This is a genomic window from Serratia sp. HMSC15F11 (genome assembly GCF_001808215.1).
Classification (GTDB): Bacteria; Pseudomonadota; Gammaproteobacteria; order Enterobacterales; family Enterobacteriaceae; genus Serratia; species Serratia nevei.
The window spans coordinates 357-22,140 of record NZ_KV792503.1; the positions used below are offsets into that span (position 1 = coordinate 357).

General features: G+C 61.8%; 18 protein-coding genes and 1 riboswitch. Of the genes, 9 read left to right on the forward strand and 9 right to left on the reverse strand.

What is annotated here, in order from left to right; all coding sequences use genetic code 11:
- The coding region (locus HMPREF3138_RS21975; protein WP_246828742.1) for a DUF3772 domain-containing protein at window positions 1–1,192 on the reverse strand (1,192 nt) is incomplete at its 3' end.
- Between the two features lie 450 nt (window positions 1,193–1,642).
- On the opposite strand from HMPREF3138_RS21975, the gene HMPREF3138_RS21980 reads away from it, so the two are divergent.
- The 3 genes from HMPREF3138_RS21980 (at window position 1,643) to HMPREF3138_RS21990 (ending at window position 4,773) form a co-directional block, all read left to right on the forward strand.
- Window positions 1,643–3,373 carry an ABC-F family ATP-binding cassette domain-containing protein gene (locus HMPREF3138_RS21980; protein WP_038880018.1) on the forward strand — a complete coding sequence of 577 codons (1,731 nt, stop codon included), beginning with the start codon at window positions 1,643–1,645 and terminating at the stop codon, window positions 3,371–3,373.
- 47 nt (window positions 3,374–3,420) lie between these two features.
- The gene (locus tag HMPREF3138_RS21985) at window positions 3,421–3,861 is read left to right on the forward strand and encodes a GNAT family N-acetyltransferase (protein ID WP_038880021.1); all 441 of its coding nucleotides are present in this window, start codon (window positions 3,421–3,423) and stop codon (window positions 3,859–3,861) included.
- 66 nt (window positions 3,862–3,927) lie between these two features.
- On the forward strand, window positions 3,928–4,773 hold the full coding sequence (locus tag HMPREF3138_RS21990) for an inositol monophosphatase family protein (RefSeq protein WP_038880023.1): 846 nt from the start codon (window positions 3,928–3,930) through the stop codon (window positions 4,771–4,773).
- Here the strand turns inward: HMPREF3138_RS21990 and HMPREF3138_RS21995 are convergent.
- From HMPREF3138_RS21995 to HMPREF3138_RS22010, 5 genes are all read right to left on the reverse strand, one after another.
- Window positions 4,716–6,092: a cation diffusion facilitator family transporter gene (locus tag HMPREF3138_RS21995; RefSeq protein ID WP_038880025.1), complete on the reverse strand. Its 1,377-nt coding sequence runs from the start codon at window positions 6,090–6,092 to the stop codon at window positions 4,716–4,718. The genes HMPREF3138_RS21990 and HMPREF3138_RS21995 overlap by 58 nt on opposite strands.
- 26 nt (window positions 6,093–6,118) lie before the next feature.
- Window positions 6,119–6,298, reverse strand: a complete 180-nt coding sequence (locus HMPREF3138_RS22000) for a hypothetical protein (RefSeq protein WP_004938106.1) — start codon at window positions 6,296–6,298, stop codon at window positions 6,119–6,121.
- 109 nt (window positions 6,299–6,407) lie between these two features.
- The gene (gene mgtS / locus HMPREF3138_RS26540) at window positions 6,408–6,500 is read right to left on the reverse strand and encodes a protein MgtS (protein ID WP_004938109.1); all 93 of its coding nucleotides are present in this window, start codon (window positions 6,498–6,500) and stop codon (window positions 6,408–6,410) included.
- A gap of 135 nt (window positions 6,501–6,635) precedes the next feature.
- The gene (mgtE, locus tag HMPREF3138_RS22005) at window positions 6,636–7,658 is read right to left on the reverse strand and encodes a magnesium transporter (RefSeq protein ID WP_070559340.1); all 1,023 of its coding nucleotides are present in this window, start codon (window positions 7,656–7,658) and stop codon (window positions 6,636–6,638) included.
- Between the two features lie 73 nt (window positions 7,659–7,731).
- A riboswitch (M-box (ykoK) riboswitch) is annotated at window positions 7,732–7,905 on the reverse strand.
- A 142-nt stretch (window positions 7,906–8,047) separates the two neighbouring features.
- Entirely contained in the window at window positions 8,048–9,667 is a 1,620-nt protein-coding gene (locus HMPREF3138_RS22010) for an ABC transporter substrate-binding protein (RefSeq protein WP_038880033.1), read from the reverse strand.
- Window positions 9,668–10,077: 410 nt separating this feature from the next.
- Here HMPREF3138_RS22010 and HMPREF3138_RS22015 point away from each other — a divergent pair, with 410 nt between their 5' ends.
- Genes HMPREF3138_RS22015 through HMPREF3138_RS22025 form a run of 3 tightly spaced genes read left to right on the forward strand, consistent with a single transcriptional unit; the run spans window position 10,078 to window position 13,745 of the window.
- Entirely contained in the window at window positions 10,078–11,094 is a 1,017-nt protein-coding gene (locus HMPREF3138_RS22015; RefSeq protein ID WP_038880036.1) for an iron ABC transporter substrate-binding protein, read from the forward strand.
- A gap of 33 nt (window positions 11,095–11,127) precedes the next feature.
- On the forward strand, window positions 11,128–12,711 hold the full coding sequence (locus HMPREF3138_RS22020) for an ABC transporter permease (protein WP_038880039.1): 1,584 nt from the start codon (window positions 11,128–11,130) through the stop codon (window positions 12,709–12,711).
- A complete protein-coding gene (locus HMPREF3138_RS22025; RefSeq protein ID WP_038880042.1) occupies window positions 12,708–13,745 on the forward strand; it encodes an ABC transporter ATP-binding protein in 1,038 nt (345 codons plus the stop codon). Before HMPREF3138_RS22020 ends, HMPREF3138_RS22025 begins: the two co-directional genes overlap by 4 nt.
- A gap of 32 nt (window positions 13,746–13,777) precedes the next feature.
- On the opposite strand, the gene HMPREF3138_RS22030 is transcribed toward HMPREF3138_RS22025, so the two are convergent.
- Window positions 13,778–15,274: an alpha/beta hydrolase gene (locus tag HMPREF3138_RS22030; RefSeq protein ID WP_038880045.1), complete on the reverse strand. Its 1,497-nt coding sequence runs from the start codon at window positions 15,272–15,274 to the stop codon at window positions 13,778–13,780.
- A gap of 221 nt (window positions 15,275–15,495) precedes the next feature.
- On the opposite strand from HMPREF3138_RS22030, the gene HMPREF3138_RS22035 reads away from it, so the two are divergent.
- Window positions 15,496–15,744 carry a glycine zipper domain-containing protein gene (locus tag HMPREF3138_RS22035; protein ID WP_004938127.1) on the forward strand — a complete coding sequence of 83 codons (249 nt, stop codon included), beginning with the start codon at window positions 15,496–15,498 and terminating at the stop codon, window positions 15,742–15,744.
- Between the two features lie 238 nt (window positions 15,745–15,982).
- On the forward strand, window positions 15,983–18,088 hold the full coding sequence (gene fusA, locus HMPREF3138_RS22040) for an elongation factor G (protein WP_015377944.1): 2,106 nt from the start codon (window positions 15,983–15,985) through the stop codon (window positions 18,086–18,088).
- 27 nt (window positions 18,089–18,115) lie between these two features.
- Here fusA and HMPREF3138_RS22045 read toward each other — a convergent pair whose 3' ends face one another.
- Complete coding sequence (locus HMPREF3138_RS22045; RefSeq protein WP_038880050.1) at window positions 18,116–19,084, reverse strand: DMT family transporter; 969 nt, start codon at window positions 19,082–19,084, stop codon at window positions 18,116–18,118.
- Window positions 19,085–19,182: 98 nt separating this feature from the next.
- On the reverse strand, window positions 19,183–20,010 hold the full coding sequence (locus HMPREF3138_RS22050; protein WP_038880052.1) for an AraC family transcriptional regulator: 828 nt from the start codon (window positions 20,008–20,010) through the stop codon (window positions 19,183–19,185).
- 196 nt (window positions 20,011–20,206) lie between these two features.
- On the opposite strand from HMPREF3138_RS22050, the gene HMPREF3138_RS22055 reads away from it, so the two are divergent.
- A complete protein-coding gene (locus HMPREF3138_RS22055) occupies window positions 20,207–21,640 on the forward strand; it encodes an NAD-dependent succinate-semialdehyde dehydrogenase (RefSeq protein WP_038880055.1) in 1,434 nt (477 codons plus the stop codon).
- Window positions 21,641–21,784: the final 144 nt, after the last annotated feature.

Consider the following 21,784-nt stretch of genomic DNA (forward strand, 5'->3'; position numbering starts at 1 on the left):
GCGCGCCCTGCTGTTCCAGACGGCGACGAATGCGCTGGCCGCGCAGCGGCGCCGCCAGCAGTACCATGCCGATCAGCCCCGCCACCAGGCCGTTGCCGAAGATGGTGGCGGCCAATGAAGCGCTGACGACGTTGTTGATCAGCTCCACGGTGCCGAACGCCAGCGCCAGGCCGGCCAGCAGCGGCGAGAAGTAACGCAGCCCGGCGGCCACGTCGTTATCCATGGACGCCAGACGCCACGACGGGCGATTCAACGACAGCGCCGCACGCCCCAGCCCGGCGATCAGCGCGCAGAAAATTCCCAGACGGTTGAAACCTTCCGCGAAATCCTCCAGCATCACCGGCAGCGGCTGCACGCGCACAAAGACGTAATACAGCAGGTTCAGCGCGATGGAGGTGGTCACCACCGTCCCCGCCACGGTAACGATCGCCATGAAGCTGCGGCGCAGGCGCCCGTCCGGCAGGAAACGGATGCTGAACCAGGCGAGAAAACGCTCGGAAAAATAGCGCCCCCAGGACCAGACAATCACCGCCAGCGCCAGCAACGCCAGCGTGCCGTACCGCCACTCGTCCTGCCAACTGGCGTCCCAGGCCGCTTTCATCTCGGCGTTGAACTGATCCAGCCGCTGTACGTCATCCTCTGACGGCTGCACCACCGGCGCCCAGAATTTGATCCCCAAAATGCTGCCGGTATTCAGCGCCAGCTGGGTTTTAAACGCCACCCGGCGCAGATCGCCAATCTGCTGCCCCAGCTCGAAGGCACTACTCTTGATGGCCTGCGCGCGTTTCACCGCGTCATCCAGCTGCTTTTTGCTGTTGTTCAGCGCGTTGCGCTGCTGGGCCACCGCCGGGGTTTCCGGCAGCGCGCCGGCCGCCGGGGCCGGCCCCAGGACGTCCAGCTGCGCTTTCAGTTTGTCCTGCTCGGGCTGCAGATCGGTGGCAAGTTTTTCCATGCTGGCGACCAGATCGTCGGTCGCCAGCCGCAATTTGCTGAGCTGGGTATCGGTGGTCGCTTTGGAAACCAGCTGCTTCATGTTGTCCAACTGCTTTTGCGCGGCTTTCAGCTGCGTGGCGGGATCGGGCGCGCTTTCGGCGGCGGGATCATCCTGGGTAGCGGCGACGGCGGCGAGTGGCGTCAGCTGCAAACCCAACAGCAATAACAACAACAGCAGGAACGGGCGAGGCTTTAACATAAATTCAGTGCTCAGCATCATTATCTGATAGACAGACGAACAGGCGGCGGATGAACCGCCGCTTAACCATAAACGCTAATTATAATAGCTGCTTAATGTCGGCCGAAATACAGTAATTATTCCCATTATGTGCCACGCGCTCCCACCGGACTTAGCCTGTTGATTATTCAGGCGCTTTTCCACTGGCGGCGCGGCGCAAAGCGCTCTATACTCCTGCCACCGATTAACCTGCAACCAATAAAAGGAGACTTACTATGCTGACGTGTGAATTGTTTTTTCACTCACACTTCTTTGGTAATCGTCGCCGCTCAAGCATTACCGGTATCGTGCTGCGATAACCCAGCTTGAGCGAAGCTTACTAAAATCCAGGATCTTCCCTCCGGCTTACCGGGTTGTCGTCAGCGATGTTTGACGATAGGCATTGTCATGCCTGTAACTCTTGAGTAAGCAATGAGCACACTACTGTCTGCACAATCTGTCGGTTACGACAACGCGTTCGGCGTCCTGCTGAGCGAGATTTCCTTCAGCCTGAAAAAAGGCGATCGCATCGGTTTGATCGGCGACAACGGCTGCGGCAAAAGCACCCTGCTGCAACTGCTTAGCGGTGCCCTGCCCATCCACAGCGGAACGGTGACATTGTCACACCAATGTCTGATGGCGCGCATCGAACAACACCTGCCGCCTGAGCTGCACGCCAGCACCCTGCTGGATGCGGTACTGGCGCAGTTGCCCGCGGGCCAACACCTCAGCGAACGCTGGCGCTGTGAAGCGCTGCTTACCGAGCTGGGGTTTGAACCGGTGAGCTGGACGTTGACCGCCGGCACCCTCAGCGGCGGCCAGCACACCCGCCTGCTGCTGGCGCGCGCGCTGATCCGCCAGCCCGATCTGCTGCTGCTCGACGAACCCAGCAACCACCTGGATCTGCCCACACTACTGTGGTTGGAGCAGTTCTTGCGCAGCTGGAGCGGCAGCTTCGTGCTGGTATCGCACGATCGCTATCTGCTCGATCAGGTGACCAACTGCACCTGGATCCTGCGCGACAAAACGCTGCAGTTCTTCCGTTTGCCCTGCTCCGCTGCGCGCGTCGCACTGGCGGAACAGGACGCTGCGGACGAGCATCGGCGCCAGGCGGAGCAAAAAGAGATAGACCGGGTGGAAAAAAGCGCCAAACGCCTGGCGATCTGGGGCAAAGTCTATGACAACGAAGATCTGGCGCGCAAAGCCAAGCAAATGGAAAAGCGCGTCGATCGGTTGAAGGAAGAACAGACCACCCTGACCGCCGGCAGCCCGTGGCGGCTGCGATTACAGGGAGAGGCGCTGGACGCCGATCGCCTGCTGGCGCTGCAGCAATGGGCCGTGCGCCCGGCGCCGGATGCGCCGGTGCTGTTCAGCCTGGAACATCTGCGCGTCAAAAGCGGCGATCGCATCGCCATCATCGGGCGCAACGGCTGCGGGAAATCGTCACTGCTGCGCTTGCTGTGGCAGGCGTATCAGCACCCCGCTGAACGCCCGGCGATCTTCCACCCGCGCGTGCGCATCGGCTATTACGATCAGAGCCTGCAACAGCTGCGCGATGAAGACACGTTGAGCGAATCGCTGGCGCAGTTTGCGCCGCTGACCGAGGAACAGCGGAAAATGGCGCTGATCGGCGCCGGTTTCCCTTACCTGCGCCACCATCAGCAGATCCGTTCGCTGAGCGGCGGCGAGCGTTCGCGGCTGCTGTTCGTCGGCCTGACGCTGGCCAACCATTCGCTGCTGCTGCTGGACGAGCCCACCAACCACCTGGACATGGCTGGCAAAGAAGAGCTGGCGGAAACGCTGCGCCAGTTCGCCGGCGCCGTCATATTGGTCACCCATGACCGGATGCTGATCGAACAGAGCTGCAACCGCTTTTGGCTGATCGACCAGCAAAAACTGGAGGAGTGGCACGATCTGGCGCCGGTGTATCAGCGCCTGGCGGGCGAAGCGCCGGCGCTGCCGACGGCGGACAAGGCCAACGCAGGCGGTCCGACGCCGGATGAGCGACTGGAAGGCGAAGAAGCGCTGTTGACCGCCCTGTTTGCCCTCGAAAGCAAACTGGAGGATGATCTGGCGCGCAAGCCAAAGCACCAGAAACCGGCGCTTCAGGCACGCTGGCGCCGCGAGATTGCCGACATTACCGCCCGGTTGAATCTGGGCTAACCTTGACAGGCCGCCCTCCGGCGGCCTGTTTTTTGACGGAGTGCGACATGGCATTTTCCCTTAAGCAAGCTACACGCGCGCAGCGGCCGCTGCTGGCGGTCATGCTGTCCGATTGCCTTCGCGAGCTGGGCGTCGATGGCGATTACCCCTATCTGCCGCTCTACTGGCGCGAGGTCGGCCGCTACCCCTATTTGATTTTGAGCGATCGGCAAACGGCCGGTTTCGCGTTGGTCCGGCGCCTGGACAGCGCCACCGTCGAAATGGCGGAGTTCTACGTCAAGCCCGAGTGGCGGCGCACCGGGCTGGGGCAACGGGCCGCGCGCGCCTTGTTCACGCAGCACCCCGGCGGCTGGTCGCTGTCGATCAGCCCGGATAATCCGCGCGGGCTGGCATTTTGGCGCGCGGTAATACCGGCCGGGGCCACGACCGAACCGCTTTCGGCTCCCGATGCCATAATGCAGCTGCGTTTTTCATCCCCGCCGCGCTGAGCGACACATTACCTTCATCCTTTTATGGCAGGGTAAACCGATTCGTTCTTTGCTATCGAGCCTGTCATGACTTCACTTTCCCCACGGGACATCGAGGCGCGCTACCGCTTTGCGCGTGAGATCGCCCGCGCCGCCGCCGATCTCGCTTTCAGCTTTTATCAACGGCGGCAAAGCCTGGCTGTCGACTTCAAACAGGGGCTGCAGGACGTGGTCAGCGAGGCCGATCGCCGCGTCGAAGCGCTGATCCGCCGTATGATCAGCCGCCGCTTTCCTCAGGACGGGTTTCTCGGCGAGGAAAGCGGCAGCACCGGCGAAAACGCCGCCTGCGTTTGGGTCGTCGATCCGATTGACGGCACCGCCTGCTTCCTGAACGGATTGCATACCTGGTGTATCGCGATAGGCGTGGTGATCGACGGCGAGCCGACGATAGGCGTGGTCTACGATCCCAACCACCGCGAGATGTTCCGCGCCTGTCGCGGCCACGGCGCCTTTCTCAACGGGGCACCGATCGGCGTGCATGCCGGGCGCAGCGTCGCGGATGGCGTGATGGGCGTCGGGATTTCACCGCGCGCGTCAGCGGCGGAATTCAGCGGCTTTCTCTGTCGCCTGCTGCAGGCGGGAGGGATGTTTGTGCGCAGCGGCTCCGGCGCGTTGATGACCGCCCAGGTGGCCGCCGGTCGGCTGCTGGGCTATTACGAACCGCACATGAATGCCTGGGACAGCCTGCCTGGGTGGGTGTTGACGCGCGAAGCCGGCGGCGTGGCGAATGACTTTATGCACAACGGCGGGTTGCGGCACGGCAACCCGCTGCTGCTGGCCAACGCGGCGCTCTACCCGCAGTTGGCCGAACTGATTCAAATGCCGGGCTTGATCGGCTCGACGTGCCCTATCGCACGCGTGATGGCAGGATAAAGCGCGCGCAGCCGGCGCTCGACCCGATCGACCGCGTCGTGTGCGGCGGCGATGGTGACCGCCGGCGACACCCGGCAGTGGAAGTTGACGATAATGCCCCCGTCGGTCTTGCGCGCGCGGACGTTGTGTACGTCTTGCACGCTCTCCCCCTGCTCCAGCGCCGACTGCAAGATCCGCCGAATATCCGCCAGCTCCGTCGCATCGACATCCTCGCTGGTCAGCCAATGCGGCGTCTGCGGCTCCAGATGCGTCTCTATCTCGGTGTCTTCACCGATCGCCTGGCGCAGGATCCCCTCTATCTCCGTGGCAATGTCATGCGCCTGCGCCACGCTGGCGTTGGCCGGCACCGCCAAATCCATGCCGATCGCCATGCGCGTCGGCAGCTGCTGCAAGGTCACATTCTGCACCTGCGCACCGTGGTTGGCGGCAATCGCCCGAATGCGCGTCGCCATGTCTTCATCGCTGCGGGTCTGCGGCACCGCGATGACGGTGAATTCCGCGCTGGCGTACTGCTCCCGCAGCCGCTCGACGATCTCTCGCTTCAGCGCGTCGATGCGTTCCAGCGGCAAGGTGCGGCACACCGCCACCGTGATTTCGACGAACAGCACCGCGCCGGCGTTGCGGATGCGCACGCTGTCGCAGGCCAGCACCGCCGGAAAACTTGCCAGCGTGGCGCGGATCGCCTCGGTAGCCCCGGCCGGTGCGGCATCCATCAACGAGTCAAAGGAGCGTTTGCCCAGTTTGATCGCGGCGACAAAGATAAAGCCGGCGACGATCAGCGCGGCGATGGCGTCCGCGCGGCCAAAGCCCAGCAGCACAAACACCATGCCCAGCAGCACCACGCCGGACGAAAGCATATCGGAGAAGAAATGCAGCGCATCCGCTTCCAGCGCCGCGCTGTCGGTCGCTTTGGCGACGCGGTTGAGCGCCCGCACGCGGAAGAAATCGACGCAGATGGAAATCAGCAGCACCGCAATCACCACCGGCGCGGCGACGATCTCATGCGGCTGCCCGAGCAGGCTGCTGCCCGCCTCATAAACGATCCAGCCGGCGGCGCCCAGCAACAGCAGCACCTCGAACAGCGCCGCCATGTTTTCCACCTTGCCATGGCCAAAGTGGTGATCGTCATCGGCGGGCTTATCGCTGATGCGCACCGCCAGCCAGGTGATGCTGGTGGCGATAAAATCGGTAAAAGAGTGGATCCCTTCGGATATCAGGCCAATACTGCCGGTAAAAATACCGGCGACGAACTTGCCCGTAGCCAGTAACCCGCTGGCGATCATCGAGTTTCTGGCCACGGCCTGTTTTTCATTCTGCATTATGCTGCTCACATTCGGACGGTGATTTATTTTTTTACTTTAGAGGATAATTGCCAGACAAAGGCGATCAACAGCATACTGCCAGAAAATGTCAGCATGAGGCTAGTAAGAAAATTGGATTTTCCGGTGGAATAAAAATAAATCTCATTAACACCCACCGAGATCATTAAAATGGCGTAGAGCAATCCCAGAATAAGAATCGTCATTATTATCAACTCCCGTATCAGGCCGCACGTTCGGCGCGCCGCTAAAAATCCTCCCCATAATAAATAGCGGTTACGGGGAGGATGCATCTAGGCGGATCTTTTGCGTTCATCAATCATCCCATTTGGTGCTCATATAGGCCGCCAACAGGCCCAGTGAGCTGATCATTGCCAGGAATCCCATAAAAATAGTCATGTTTCCCATTATTTTGTCCTCAGGTTAAATGTTATCGATAAAAGCCCCTTGCGTTAAATATCGGGGTTGGTCGGTATCCATGTTTTTTAACGTCCTCCTCATTAAGGCTTTACATCTCCGCCCGCAACATCGGGCGGAGCGCGGTTAAATACCCAATACCTGCTGGGCAATTTTGAAATAAATAATCAGGCCGGTGCCGTCGATAAAGGTAGCGATAAACGGTGCCGATACCACCGCCGGATCGATGCCGAGACGTTTCAACAGCATCGGAATGATCGACGAGACAATCGCGCTCCACACGGTGATCGCCACCAGCGACAGACTGACCACCAACGTCACCTCCATGCCGACGCCCATGATCCAGGCGCGTACCCAGGCCGCCAGGCCAATGGTGACGGCGATCAGCAGCGAGGTCGTCACTTCCTTGCGGATCACCGCGCCCAGGTTGCGCAGGCTGACCTCACCCAGCGCCATGGCGCGCACCAGCGTCGAGGTGATCTGGGTGCCGCTGTTGCCGCCGGTGCCGATCAGCAGCGGGATGAAGAACGCCAACGCGATCGCCGCTTCGAGCTGATCTTCAAACGCCTTCAGCACGTTGCCGGTGTAAGCTTCGGCGACGAACAGCATCAGCAGCCACACCGAACGTTTACGCCACAGCGCCCACGGGCTGGTCTCCAGATAAGGCTTGTCCAGCGGCAGGCTCGCGCCCTGGCGCTGTGCGTCTTCGGTGTTTTCATCCTCGACCAGGCGGGCGATCTCTCGCACCCCCAGCACGCCGACCAGCGTGTTGTTCGCCACGACCGGCACCACGTCCAGGCCGCCCTTGCCGAGCAGATGCGCCACGTCGTTACGATCGTCGTCGGGCGAAACCTGAAAATAGCTGTGGTCCATCATCACGCCGACCGCTTTATCCTGCTCGTCGCACTGCAGCAGTTTTTTCACCGACAGCGTGCCGCGCAGATGATAATCGTCCGCGGTAATAAATACCCGGGTGGGAATTTCGTCCGTTTTTAGCTGTGAAAGTAAATATTCCCGGGCATGATTGACCGTCATCGTCGCGGGAACAGTAATGAAATCGGCGTTCATATAGCCGGCGACCGAGGTCTCGTCGAGAGTTTCGGTCGCGCTCAGCGCCGGAGAAGAATAATGTTGATGTGACTTGGTCATTGTCAGTCCCTATTTCTGTTTTGAACTTCAACAGCGAATCGCATAGGGGCGTAACCACAGAGGGAGTGCAGACTGCCTATCTCCGCGTCCAGGTTTTAGCACTATACAACGTATCCGAATTGTTGCTCGGAAGTTACTTTGGGCTGAACCTTAATCCGATAAAGCCTGTCTTAACCTTGGGCATCTCTCGATGTCGTCAGATCAGTAACCTGTGTTTGTATAGGAGCCTCGCCAAACGAGATACTGCATATAAACTACCGGCGCAGTGTAGGCGGTATTTTCTTCAGCGGGAAGAAAAGATTGCCCGTCGTTTATGGAGTATTTAGGATAATGTTATTAAACGCGAATCTAAAAAAACGGCTGATATAAATCAGCCGTTTTTTTATTTCTCAGTGCTCGAGAAGATAGACGTTTTTATCGTACAAGGCACCTTGAGGGGTAAAATCGATCCCCTTCACGTAGGGTTTAATGAGCGTGGCGTTGGCCTCGTAGTACACCGGTGCCACCGGCGTATCGGCGGCCAGCACCGCCTCGGCCTGCTGGAAATATTGCTGCACCTGCTGCGGCGTCTGCGCAGCCGTCGCCTGATGCAGAATACGGTCATAGTCCGGGTTATGGTATTTAGGGCTGTTCTCGCTGCTGTCGGAACGGAACACGTTCAGGAAGGTGGATGGATCGTTGTAATCCGCCAGCCAGCGGGTAAAGGCCACGCCGTACTGCCCGCGGTTGATATTATCCAGCGTCACTTTACGCTCCTGGCTTTGCAAGCGGGCCTCTACCCCAAGGTTCTTTTTCCACATGGCGGCGGCGGCGATGACGATCTTCTTGATGGTGGCGTCGTTGCTGTACAGCACGGTAAAGCGCAGCGGGTTCTCGGCGTTGAAACCGGCCTGCGCCAGCAGTTGCTTCGCCTGGGCGTGCCGCTGTTCCGGCGTCCAGCCGGCCGCAACGCCGGGCTGCAGGCTATAGCCACCCGCCCCCGTTGGGGTAAAGGTCCAGGCCGGCTGTTGCCCGTATCCCAGCACCTTGCCGGCGATAATCTCTTTGTCCAGCGCCAGATTCAGCGCCTGGCGCACCCGCAGGTCGTTAAACGGCGCCTGGCGGTTGTTGAAGGCGAAATAGCTGGTGGAGAGCAGCGGATAGGTCACCAGCTGTTGCTCGCCGAGCGTTTTTTTCAGCTGCTGATACAGCTCCGGCGGCGTGGTATACCCCAACTCAACCTCGCCGGCGCGAAAACGCGCCACTTCCGGGAAGCCCTGTATCGGCAAGAACGTCACCTTGTTGAGCACGGTGTTGGCGTTGTCCCAATACTGCAGGTTACGTTCCACCACCACCTTTTCGTTCACCACCCACTGGCTGAGGCGGAACGCGCCGTTGCCGACAAAATGCGCCGGTTGAGTCCAGTTCTTGCCGTACTGCTCCACCACCTTGCGGTTAACCGGCAAGACCGGGAAATGCACCAGCTGCTTGAGCAGGTAGGAATTGGGCTCCGACAGCGTCACCTGTAGGGTGTGCGCGTCCAGCGCCTTGACGCCCAGCTCGCTCGGCGGTTTGCTGCCGGCGTTGATCGCCGCGGCATTCAGCACGTAGGCCGAAGCCAGATAGCTGCCGTAAGGCGACGCGGTTTTCGGATCGGTGAGGCGCCGCCAGCTGTAGACGAAATCGTCGGCGGTCACCGGATCGCCGTTCGACCATTTGGCCTGCGGCCGCAGATGGAAGGTCCAGACGTTGCCCTGATGCTCCCATTTCTGCGCCAGCGCCGGGATCGCTTCGCCGTCTTTCCCGACGCGCAGCAAACCTTCGAACAGATCGTTGAAGATGTAGAACTCCACATTGCTCTCGGCCAGGTTCGGATCCAGCGTCGCCGGCTCATAGCCGTTGGCGCGCACCAATTCCTGTACCGGCGCCAGTTTAGTGCCCGCCGGTACGTCGGCCGCCTGAGCTGTCGTCGCGTTAAAAACCAGGAGGATTAAACCAGCCAATTTCTTGCCATTAAATGAATATCTCACGTCGATATCCCTGTTAAGTGTTTTATCGCGTTCAATATGCAATGTGGCAGTAGAATAAATTAAATCATTAATCGCTATGAGTCATAACCAAAGGCGGTGTTGAATTTCTTTCATTATCAACGAAATAGTGGCGAAAACTGACGAAAACAAGCGGGAGGGCGCGGCGGCCGGCATCGCCGAACGGGAACGTCGCGAACCGACGGTGAAATAAATTCAGGCAATCAATACAGATTATTCCAGCCGAAACTTAACTTATCCTTAGGGCAATTCATTTTGTGAGCGATCGTCAAAAATAATTTAATACGAATCGTTTTCACTATCATTATTGATGTTCTTGGCTAAAATCGGGCTGCTTGCGCTTGCCAGGCGATATTCGTTTTCCTCATTCGAACGCTAAAAAGGATAACTGCATGAAGCTGCGTATTTCATCTCTCGGCCCCGTCGCCCTGCTCGCCTCCTCGATGATGCTGGCCTTCGGCGCTCAGGCGGCCTCCGCCGATCAGGGCATCGTCATTTACAACGCCCAACATGAAAACCTGGTGAAATCCTGGGTCGACGGGTTTACCAAAGACACCGGCATCAAGGTCACGCTGCGCAACGGCGGCGACAGCGAGCTGGGCAATCAGCTGGTGCAAGAAGGCAGCGCTTCACCTGCCGACGTCTTCCTGACGGAAAACTCCCCGGCGATGGTGTTGGTGGATAACGCCAAGCTGTTCGCCCCGCTGGACGCCGCGACGCTGGTCCAGGTGGAACCGCAGTATCGCCCAAGCCACGGCCGCTGGATCGGCATCGCCGCCCGCTCTACCGTGTTCGTCTACAACCCGGCCAAGCTGACCGAAGCGCAACTGCCGAAGTCGCTGCTGGACCTGGCCAAGCCGGAATGGAAAGGCCGCTGGGCCGCCTCGCCGTCGGGCGCCGATTTCCAGGCGATCGTCAGCGCGCTGCTGGCGTTGAAAGGCGAGAAAGCGACGCTGGAATGGCTGAAAGCGATGAAAACCAACTTCACCGCCTATAAGGGCAACAGCACGGTAATGAAAGCGGTCAATGCCGGCCAGGTCGACAGCGGCGTGATCTATCACTACTACCCGTTCGTGGATGGCGCTAAAACCGGCGAAAACAGCAACAACATCAAGCTGTACTACTTCAAACATCAGGATCCGGGCGCGTTCGTCAGCATCTCCGGCGGCGGCGTGCTGGCTTCCAGCAAGCATCAGCAGCAAGCTCAGGCGTTCATCAAGTGGATCACCGGCAAACAGGGCCAAGAGATCCTGCGTACCAACAACGCCTTCGAATACGCCGTCGGCGTCGGCGCGGCCTCCAACCCGAAACTGGTGCCGCTGAAAGATCTGGACGCACCGAAAGTAGACGCCGCGCAGCTGAACAGTAAAAAAGTGGTCGAACTGATGACCGAAGCCGGCCTGCTGTAAGGCCCGCCGGCAAACCGAGAGTTTTTGATCGTTATGTCAAACCTGAGTACCCACGCCGCGCAGACCGCGCGGCGTTATTCTGTTATCCCCCGTCATCAGCGGCCGGGGACGATCGTAGTGACCAGCGCCGTGCTGCTGTCGCTGCTGGCGCTGTTGCCGCTGGGATTCGTTATCGGCGTGGCGTTTGAAACCGGCTGGCAAACGGTCAAAGCTCTGGTTTTCCGCCCGCGCGTGGCGGAACTGCTGTTGAACACCCTGCTGTTGGTGGTGCTGACGCTGCCGATCTGCGCCGTGCTGGGCGTGGCCCTGGCCTGGTTGACCGAGCGCACCACGCTGCCGGGCCGCCGTCTCTGGGCGGTACTGGCCACCGCGCCGCTGGCGGTGCCGGCCTTTGTGCAAAGCTATGCCTGGATCAGCCTGGTGCCGTCGATGCACGGCCTGGGCGCCGGGGTCTTCATCTCGGTGCTCGCCTATTTCCCGTTCATTTACCTACCGGCCGCCGCCGTGCTGCGCCGTCTGGATCCCGGTATCGAAGACGTCGCCACCTCGCTCGGTTCCCGGCCGCTGGCGGTCTTTTTCCGCGTGGTGCTGCCTCAGCTGAAGCTGGCGGTCTGGGGCGGTTCCCTGCTGATCGCATTGCACCTGCTGGCGGAGTATGGCCTGTATGCCATGATCCGCTTCGATACCTTCACCACCGCGATCTTCGATCAGTTCCAGTCGACCTTCAATGGCCCGGCGGCCAACATGCTGGCCGGCGTATTGGTGCTGTGCTGCCTCGGGTTACTGCTGCTTGAGGCTCTCAGCCGCGGCCGCGCGCGCTATGCTCGCGTCGGTTCCGGCAGCGCCCGCAGCCAAACGCCGCGTCGCCTTTCGCTGCCGCTCGCCGCGCTGGCGCTGCTGCTGCCGATTTCGCTGACCGCGCTGGCGCTGGGCGTGCCTTTCATTACCCTGGCCCGCTGGCTGTGGCTGGGGGGATTCGAGGTGTGGCGCAACGCCGAACTGTGGCCCGCGCTGTGGCAAACGCTGTCGCTGTCCGCCGTCGGCGCGTTGCTGATCACGCTGTGCGCCATTCCGATGGCCTGGCTGTCGGTGCGCTATCCGGCCCGGCTGTACCGCGTGCTGGAAGGCTGTAACTACGTGACCAGCTCGCTGCCCGGCATCGTGGTGGCGCTGGCCCTGGTGACCATCACCATTCACAGCTTCCGGCCGATTTACCAAACCGAAATCACCCTGCTGCTGGCGTATTTGCTGATGTTTATGCCGCGGGCGCTGATCAATCTGCGCGCCGGCATCGCACAGGCGCCGGTGGAATTGGAAAACGTGGCGCGCAGCCTCGGCAAATCGCCGGCGCAGGCGCTGTGGAGCACCACCTTGCGGCTGGCGGCGCCGGGTGCCGCAGCGGGCGCCGCGCTGGTGTTCCTGGCGATCGCCAATGAGCTGACCGCCACGCTGTTGCTGGCGCCGAACGGCACCCGCACGCTGGCCACCGGATTTTGGGCGCTGACCAGCGAGATAGACTACGTCGCCGCCGCGCCTTATGCGCTGATTATGGTGGCGCTGTCATTGCCGCTCACCTGGCTTCTTTATTCTCAATCTAAACGCACGGCGGGACTATGAGCACGCTCGAACTGCACGGTATCGAAAAATCTTATAACGCCATCAGGGTGCTGGAACACATCGACCTGCAGGTTGCCGCCGGCAGCCGCACGGCGATCGTCGGCCCTTCCGGCTCCGGCAAAACCACCCTGCTGCGCATCATCGCCGGCTTTGAAATTCCCGACGGCGGCCAGATCCTGCTGCAGGGGCAAGCCATGGGCAACGGCGGCGGCTGGGTGCCGGCGCATCTGCGCGGCATCGGCTTCGTCCCGCAGGATGGCGCGTTGTTCCCGCACTTTACCGTCGCCGGCAACATCGGTTTTGGCCTTAAAGGCAGCAAGCGTGAGAAACAGCGGCGCATCGAGGCGCTGATGGAGATGGTGGCGCTGGATCGCCGTCTGGCCGCGCTGTGGCCGCACGAGTTGTCCGGCGGGCAGCAGCAACGGGTCGCGCTGGCGCGTGCCCTGTCGCAGCAACCCCGGCTGATGCTGCTGGACGAACCGTTCTCGGCGCTGGATACCGGCCTGCGCGCCGCCACCCGCAAAGCGGTCGCCGAACTGCTGACGGAGGCCAAGGTGGCGTCGATCCTGGTCACCCACGATCAGAGCGAAGCGTTGTCGTTCGCCGATCAGGTGGCGGTGATGCGCAACGGCCGGCTGGCGCAGGTGGGCGCGCCGCAAGATCTCTATCTGCGGCCGGTCGATGAGCCGACCGCCAGCTTCCTTGGCGAAACGCTGGTGTTGACCGCCGAACTGGCGCACGGCTGGGCCGACTGCGCATTGGGGCGCATCGCCGTCGACGATCGGCAACGCAGCGGCCCGGCGCGCATCATGCTGCGCCCGGAGCAGATTCAAATCGGTTTGTCAGATCCGGCGCAGCACGGCCAGGCGGTGATCACCGGCATCGATTTCGCCGGCTTCGTCTCTACGCTCAACCTGCAAATGGCCGCCGGCGGCGCGCAAATCGAGATCAAAACCGTCAGCCGCGAAGGCCTGCAGCCCGGTTCTCAGGTCACTCTCAACGTGATGGGCCAGGCGCACATTTTCGCCGATTGACTCACTTTAGGCCGGGCTTCCGCCCGGCCTCCTCAACGGCAAGTCTTGTCGTGGCGCGGCTTTTTCGGCGCCAGCAGATAATCCACCACGCTTTCGTCAACGCAGCTGTCGATGCCGTTCAGCACCAGCGTATGCCCGTCGCGTTCGCGGGTGATCAGCGGGCTTTTAAAGGCGGCGGCCATCACTTGCGCGTTGCGGTACGGCGTGGTCGGATCGTAGCGCTGCGCGACGAACAGCAGCGGCGGCAACGCGGCAGACGCCACCGGCGTGTGCGGCCGATCTTTGCCGTGGTACGGCCATAGATCGCACATTTCCAGCGGATATTCGTGCAGCGGCAGATAGTGGGCATACATAGCGGCGGTATTGATCTCCTGCCGCTGCCGGCGCAGCAGCTGCGGATCGGCCGTCGGGTTGGCGACGTCGGCGCAGGTGATGACGTTCAGCGCGTCATCGGCATCCGGCGAATAGCTTTCGTCGATCAGATCGGAAACCTGCTGCCCGGCGATCCCGGCATCGAGCTGGCGCAGCACGGTCGCCAGCTCGTGCCAGCGCTCCGGCCACAGCAGCAGCGAACGTGTGACCGTCAGCACGTCGTCGGCGGAGATTTCATACCCCGCCGCGGTGACGAACGGCTGCTCATGCAGCTTGCGCAGCAAGGCATGATAACGCTGCAGCGCCTGATTGGCGCCGCCGCCCAGCTGGCAACTGTCGGTTTTGCCGCAGTAGGCGGCGAAGCGCAGGAAGCTTTGCTGGAAGCCCCGCTCCTGGTTCAGCCGCTGGGTGAAATCGTCTTCCGCCAGATCCACCACCCCGTCGAGCACCAGCGCGCGCGTTTTCTTCGGAAAACGTTCGGCATAGAGCGCCGCCACCTTGGTGCCGTAAGAGTACGCCACCGCCGTCAGCCCCGGTTCGCCCAGCGCGTGGCGGATCGCGTTCAGATCGTTGACCGCTTCGTCGGTGCCGATATGTTGGAGCACGTCCGCGCCGGTCTGTTTTATGCAGGCGGCAATCAGGGTGCGTGTCTGGTTCTCCGCACCGGCCACGTCGTTGTCGTCCGGTGACGGGGTTTCGTCGCCTTCGGCCACCTGACAGGAGATTTTCGGCGTCGATTGGCCGACGCCGCGCGGATCGTAACCGATGATGTCGTAGGATTTACGCAGCCTGGCGACGTGACCATCATTGCCCAAATAAGGATTGATGCCCGGCAGGCCCGGCCCGCCGCTGATTATCACCACGCTGCCCTTTTTCGGCCCGGTGGCGGGCAGCAGGGTCAGCGCCAAACGCACGGTCTGTTCGCCCGCCTGCGCCGCATGAGCGGGCGGCGTGGCGTAGGCTAACGGCACCTCAAGGTAACCGCAGCGCAGCCCCGGTGGTGGCGGCTCATCGAACCAGCGCTGAAAACCGCTGTTGAGACATGATTGCCAACGAATGCCGTTCTCGGCCGCCGCGCCGTGGAGCACAGGCTTGGCCTGGGCGGGCAACGCGGCGGCGGTCGCGGCGAGCAGCGCCAGAATACGCAGTACTGACATGGGGAGTCCTTTCAACTCAACGAATCGGTCAAAGGTTAACGATACCCGGTTAAACAGCTAGCCAATAGAACACAAAAAGCCGCGCGGGTGAAGCCGTCACCGCGTGCCCGGCAAGACTTTTCTCTGCTCGGATTGCTCTTATAACGCACAGAATGCTGCAAAAAACGGCGTCTACCTGCTAGGCTTAGGATTCGTTAACCCATAAGAATCAGGAGAGCAGCATGTTTGGTAAAGCGGAAGACAAAGCCAATGAAGCCGCAGGCGCGGTAGAAGAAGCGTTCGGCAAAGCCGTCGATTCGCCGGAGCATCAGGTGCGCGGCGCGGCGCGCAAATACGCCTCCCAGGCCAGCTATGCCGCCCGAGACGCAGCGGACAGCGTAAGAACACAGGTGGAAGCCAACCCGCTGGCCGGCGTGGCCGTTGCGGCGGCTGTCGGCATCGTTTTCGGCTTCTTGCTGGGACGCAAATAAGCGGCGAACGCGCCGCTCGACAACAGGCCCGTTACGGGCCTTTTTTTCGTCCTTTTCTCCCCCTGCGCGCAAACTTTCATCTATTGCAGCCATCGCTTATAAAAACCAACGCCTTCAACTACGATTAGTTTATGACCAGAGCGAGGCTCTGCGATCCGGCAGATAACCCTATGAGGATTATCACCATTATCCATGCTGTTTAAGCCGCTCTCCTTCACGCGGCTAAGAAAGGTTGATTATGGCTCGCACCACCCCTATCGAACGTTACCGCAACATCGGCATCTCCGCGCATATCGATGCCGGCAAGACCACCACCACCGAGCGGATTCTGTTTTACACCGGGGTCAGCCACAAGCTGGGTGAAGTGCATGACGGCGCGGCGACCATGGACTGGATGGCGCAGGAACAGGAGCGCGGCATCACCATCACCTCGGCGGCCACCACCTGCTTTTGGAACGGCATGCAGCATAATTATCCGCAGCACCGCATCAACATCATCGACACCCCCGGGCACGTCGATTTCACCATTGAAGTGGAACGCTCGATGCGCGTGCTGGACGGCGCCGTGATGGTCTATGACTCGGTGGGCGGCGTGCAGCCGCAGTCGGAAACCGTCTGGCGCCAGGCCAACAAATACAAGGTGCCGCGGCTGGCGTTCGTCAACAAGATGGACCGCATCGGCGCGGACTTTTTCCGCGTGCGCAAAATGATGATCGAGCGCCTGAAAGCCAACCCGGTACCGATCGTCATTCCGATCGGCGCCGAAGACCACTTCAGCGGCGTGGTGGATCTGGTGCGGATGAAGGCCATCCTGTGGGACGAAGCCTCGCAGGGCATGAACTTCAGCTTCGAAGAGATCCCGGCCGAGCTGCGCGATTCGGCGCAGGAGTGGCGCGAAAACATGATTGAGGCCGCCGCTGAAGCCTCGGAAGAGCTGATGGAGAAATACCTCAACCAGGTACCGCTGAGCGAAGAGGAGATTGTCCACGGGCTGCGGGTGCGCACCGTCGCCGGCGAAATCCAGCCGATGCTGTGCGGCTCGGCGTTCCGCAACAAAGGGGTGCAGCGCATGCTGGATGCGGTAATTGAACTGATGCCTTCGCCGCTCGACGTGCCGCCGATGGAAGGCCACGGCGAACACGATGAAATCATCACCCGCAAAGCCGACGACAACGAAAAATTCTCGGCGCTGGCGTTCAAGCTGATGACCGACCCCTTCGTCGGCCAGCTGACCTTCGTACGCGTCTACTCCGGGGTGCTGGCCAAAGGCAGCAGCGTTTACAACCCGATCAAGGGCAAAAAGGAGCGCATCGGCCGCATAGTGCAGATGCACGCCAACGATCGTAAGGACATCGACGAGCTGCACGCCGGCGACATCGCCGCCTGCGTCGGCCTGAAGGACGTCACCACGGGCGATACGCTGTGCGACCCCGGCGCCATCATCACGCTGGAACGCATGACCTTCCCCGAGCCGGTGATCGCCCAGGCGATCGAGCCGAAGACCAAGGGCGACCAGGAGAAAATGGGCATCGCGCTGCAGCGCCTCTCTTCGGAAGATCCGTCGTTCCGCGTGCGCACCGATGAAGAATCCGGCCAGACCATCATCTACGGCATGGGCGAGCTGCACCTGGAGATCATCGTCGATCGCATGCGCCGCGAGTTCGGGGTGGAGACCACCACCGGCAAGCCGCAGGTGTCGTACCGCGAAACCATCCGCAAGCGGGTGGCCGACGTGGAAGGCAAGTTCGTGCGCCAGTCCGGCGGTAAAGGGCAATACGGCCACGTGGTGCTGACCGTCGAACCCAACGAACCCGGTAAAGGCTTCGAATTCTTCGATGAGATCAAGGGCGGCGTCATTCCGGGCGAATTTATCCCGGCGGTGAAAAAAGGCGTGCTCGAGGCGCTGAACAACGGCGTGCTGGCCGGTTATCAGGTGGTGGACGTCAAGGTGCACCTGACCTTCGGTTCTTACCATGACGTCGACTCGTCGGAACAGGCGTTCCGCATGGCGGCGATTTTCGGCTTCAAGGAAGCCTGCCGCCTGGCGGATCCGGTGATCCTTGAGCCGATCATGTCGGTGGAGGTGGAAACGCCGGAAGATTACGCCGGCAACGTGATGGGCGACCTCTCCTCACGCCGCGGTCTGGTGCAGGGCATGGAAGAGATCCCGGGCGGCGGCGGCAAGGAAATCCGTGCCAAGGTGCCGCTGTCCGAGATGTTCGGCTACTCGACGACCCTGCGTTCGATGTCGCAGGGCCGCGCCACCTACACCATGGAATTCAGCCACTACGCCGAAGCGCCGCGCAACGTGGCCGAAGAGATCATTCACCACAGCAAGCGTTAACCCTCGCGCCCGCCTTCGCGGCGGGCGTCACCCCTGCTTGTCCTCCAGCGCCACCACCACCGGCTGCGGCTTGATGCGCATGGCGTACACCACGCCGGCGATCAGGCAAACGATGCCGGCCAGCGTCAGCAGCGGCGGCCAGGTCTGGCGCAGCAGAAAGGTATAGGCCAACCCCGCCAGAATTTCGAACACGATGAGCGGCCCCACCAACACCGTCGGCAGGCGCTGGCTGGCTTCGTTCCAGCACAGCGCCCCCAGCCAGGAGCAGAACACGCCGATGACCAGCATCAGCGGGATAAACACCTCAGGGCGCGGGCCGAACGGCAAGGCGAACGCCGGTTCGCTCAGCGCCAATTGGCCGCAGACCGCCAAATAGCCCAGCAGCGCCAACGGCAGCGTCACCAACCCCTGCGCCGTGGCCCAGGTGGCCGGCCGCTGCGTCGGGTTCTCCCGCAGCCAGCGCGAGTTGCGCAGCGGGAACCAGGTCCAGCACGCCACCGCCAACACGGCCAGCCCCAGGCCGCTGAGATAACGCCAGCCATCGATCGGCAGCGCGTTGCCGCGCAGCTCGGCGACGTTCACGCACGCTAACCCGCAGACGATCAGCAGCAGCGCCGGCGCCAGCTTGCCCCAGGCCAGCCGCCCGTCGTGCCGGCCGTAAAAAAGATTGGCGCAGAGGGCGATCACCACCGGCAGGGTACCGATGATCATGGTCGATACCGGTGCGCCGGTACGCTGAATGGCGCTGGCCAGGCACAGGTAGTACAGCAGATTGCCGATGGCCGTCAGCTTGAGCGCTTCCAGCCAATCCTGGCGCCGCAGCTTGCGCAGGCGGCGGCGATCGAACCACGCCAGCGGCAAGGTGATCAGCCCGAAGGCCAGATAGCGCCCGGTGGACTGCAGCGCGGCGGGATAATCCGGCACCAGCAGCGGGCCGACGAAGATCAATCCCCACATCAGCCCGGCGGCCAGGGCAAACACAACGCCAATGAACATAACGACTCCGACAAACGGCCGGCGCGGCCAACCCGCCCGACAAGACAGCGGCAGAGTAGCGAAAACGCGGGAAGGAATTATTGTAGCAGGTTGCTGTTTTAACCCAATTTCACCTGTTTCTGGAAACGCACTGGCGTGACGCCGTAACGATTGGCGAAGGCGCGCGTCAGGTGTGCCTGATCGGTCAGCCCCGCCGCCGCCGCCACCTGTGCGGCGGGCATGCCGCGCTCCAGCATGCGTTTGGCCTGCGACAGCCGGATCGCCATCAGCATCTGCTGCGGCGAAACGTGGTATTCGGCCTTGAACTTGCGCAGGAAATGGTACGGGCTGAGCGACACCAGCTCGGCCAGCTGATTGAGGGTCACCGCCTCGCCGAAGTTGTCGTGCAGGTAGCTTTTCACCACCTCGAAACGGTGCGCCGCCTCGGCTTTTTCCCGCCGCCCGGTGCGGATGTGCGGGTGCAGCAGCTCGACCGCCTCCAACAGCAGGCCGTCCAGCGTGAGCGGATCGTCGGTTTGCCACAGCGTGGCCAGAATGGCGGACAAGCGTTGCGCCGCCCGCGGATCGTGGCGCACCGCATCGGTGAACCACTGGCTCCGATCGCCGGACAGCTGCTCCAGCGCCTCGGGCGCCAGATAGAGCATGCGGTAACACCAGCCGCCCGGCGTTTCGGCTTCGCCGGTATGCAGCTCATCGGGGTTCATCAGCACCAGCGCGCCCGGCGCCGCCAGATGCTGCGCGCCGCGATAGCGGAAACGCTCCGCCCCGGTGTCTACGGTGCCGATAGCGAAGGCGTCGTGGGTATGTGGCTCGAAGGCATAGCGCTCGATATGCGCCTGATAAAGTTCGACGCCCGGCAGATGCGACAAATGCCGGAACTGCGCGCAATCCTTCTCGAACGGAAACTGTTGTGGTACCCCTTGCACCCGACCTCCTCGTCCGTGCTGACAATCTGCTCAGCATAGCCAAAACATCGCCGGTTGAGTAGCCGCCCTGGCGCTTTCGTGCCCCTCGCCTGGACGATCGCCGCCATTCGGCGTAGGGTTAAGGTCCCTGTCCCTTTCAGGCGCGCCGCATCGCGAAGCTCATCGGCCCCTGACACTCCGCAAACAAGAGGCAACAATGTATCCGGATACTCAACTGTATATCGATGGACAATGGCGCAACGCGCTGGCCGGGAAAACCCTGCCGGTCACCAACCCCGCCACCGACGAAATAATCGGTCAGGTGGCGCACGCCGCCACAGAGGATCTCGATCTGGCGCTGGCCGCCACCGAGCGCGGATTTACCGTCTGGCGCGACACCGCCGCGCACCAGCGCGCCAACCTGATGCGCAAAGCGGCGGCGCTGCTGCGCGAACGCGCCAATGCCATCGCCGCCGTCATGACGCAGGAACAGGGCAAACCGGTGGCGCAGGCCAAAATCGAAATTCTCAACGCCGCCGACGTCATCGACTGGTTCGCCGGCGAAGCTACCCGCACCTACGGGCAGATCATTCCGTCCCGCGCCCGCGACGTACAGCAGCAAACCCTCAAGCTGCCGGTCGGCCCGGTGGCCGCTTTCACGCCGTGGAACTTCCCGATCAACCAGATCGTGCGCAAGCTGTCCGCCGCGCTGGCGGCGGGGTGTTCCATCATCGTCAAAGGCCCGGAAGAAACGCCGGCCTCGCCGGCTGAGCTGATCAAAGCCTTCGCCGACGCCGGGATCCCGGCCGGGGTGATCGCGCTGGTGTACGGCACCCCGGCGGAAATCTCGGAATACCTGATCCCGCATCCGACCATTCGCAAGATCTCCTTCACCGGCTCCACCCGCGTGGGCAAGCATCTGGCGGCGCTGGCCGGCCAGCATATGAAAAAGGCCACCATGGAGCTGGGCGGCCACGCGCCGGTGTTGATCTTCGACGACGCCGATCTCGACGCGGCGGCCAAAGAGCTGGCGCAGTCCAAGTTCCGCAACGCCGGCCAGGTCTGTATCGCCCCGACCCGCTTTCTGATCCAGCAAGGCGTTTATGAAGCCTTCGTGGAGAAATTCACCGCCGCCGTGCGTGAGCTCAAGCTCGGCAACGGGCTGGAAGACGGCGTGACCATGGGGCCGATGGTGCTGGGCCGCAGCGTCGACAATATCGAGGCGCTGGTGCAGGATGCCGTCGCCCACGGGGCAAAAGCCTGCAGCGGCGGCAAGCGCGTGGCGGGCAAAGGCAACTTCTTCGAGCCGACGGTGCTGCGCGACGTGCCGCTGAGCGCCCGCGCCATGTCGGAAGAGCCGTTTGGCCCGGTCGCCCTGCTGCGCCCGTTCGCCACCTATGACGAGGCGATCGCCGAAGCCAACCGCCTGCCTTACGGGCTGGCCGCCTACGCTTACAGCCGCAACATCGCCACCGTCAATGCGCTGGGGCGCGACGTGGAGAGCGGCATGCTGAGCATCAACCACATCGGTTTCGGCCTGCCGGAAACGCCGTTTGGCGGCGTGAAAGACTCCGGTCACGGCACCGAAGGCGGCAGCGAAGCGATCGAATCCTACCTGGAAACCCGCTTCGTCACCGTCGCCGGCCGTTAATCGCGCGTCGGATGAATGAGTGCGGGTAATGCTGGTTAGTTAGCGTTTTTCTGAACGTATTTGTGTAGTTTTCGGTCGATAAAGGTGAGATGCGCCATGTGGCTCATACGCTTCGACCGAGCCAGGGGCCGAAGGCGCGGCCCC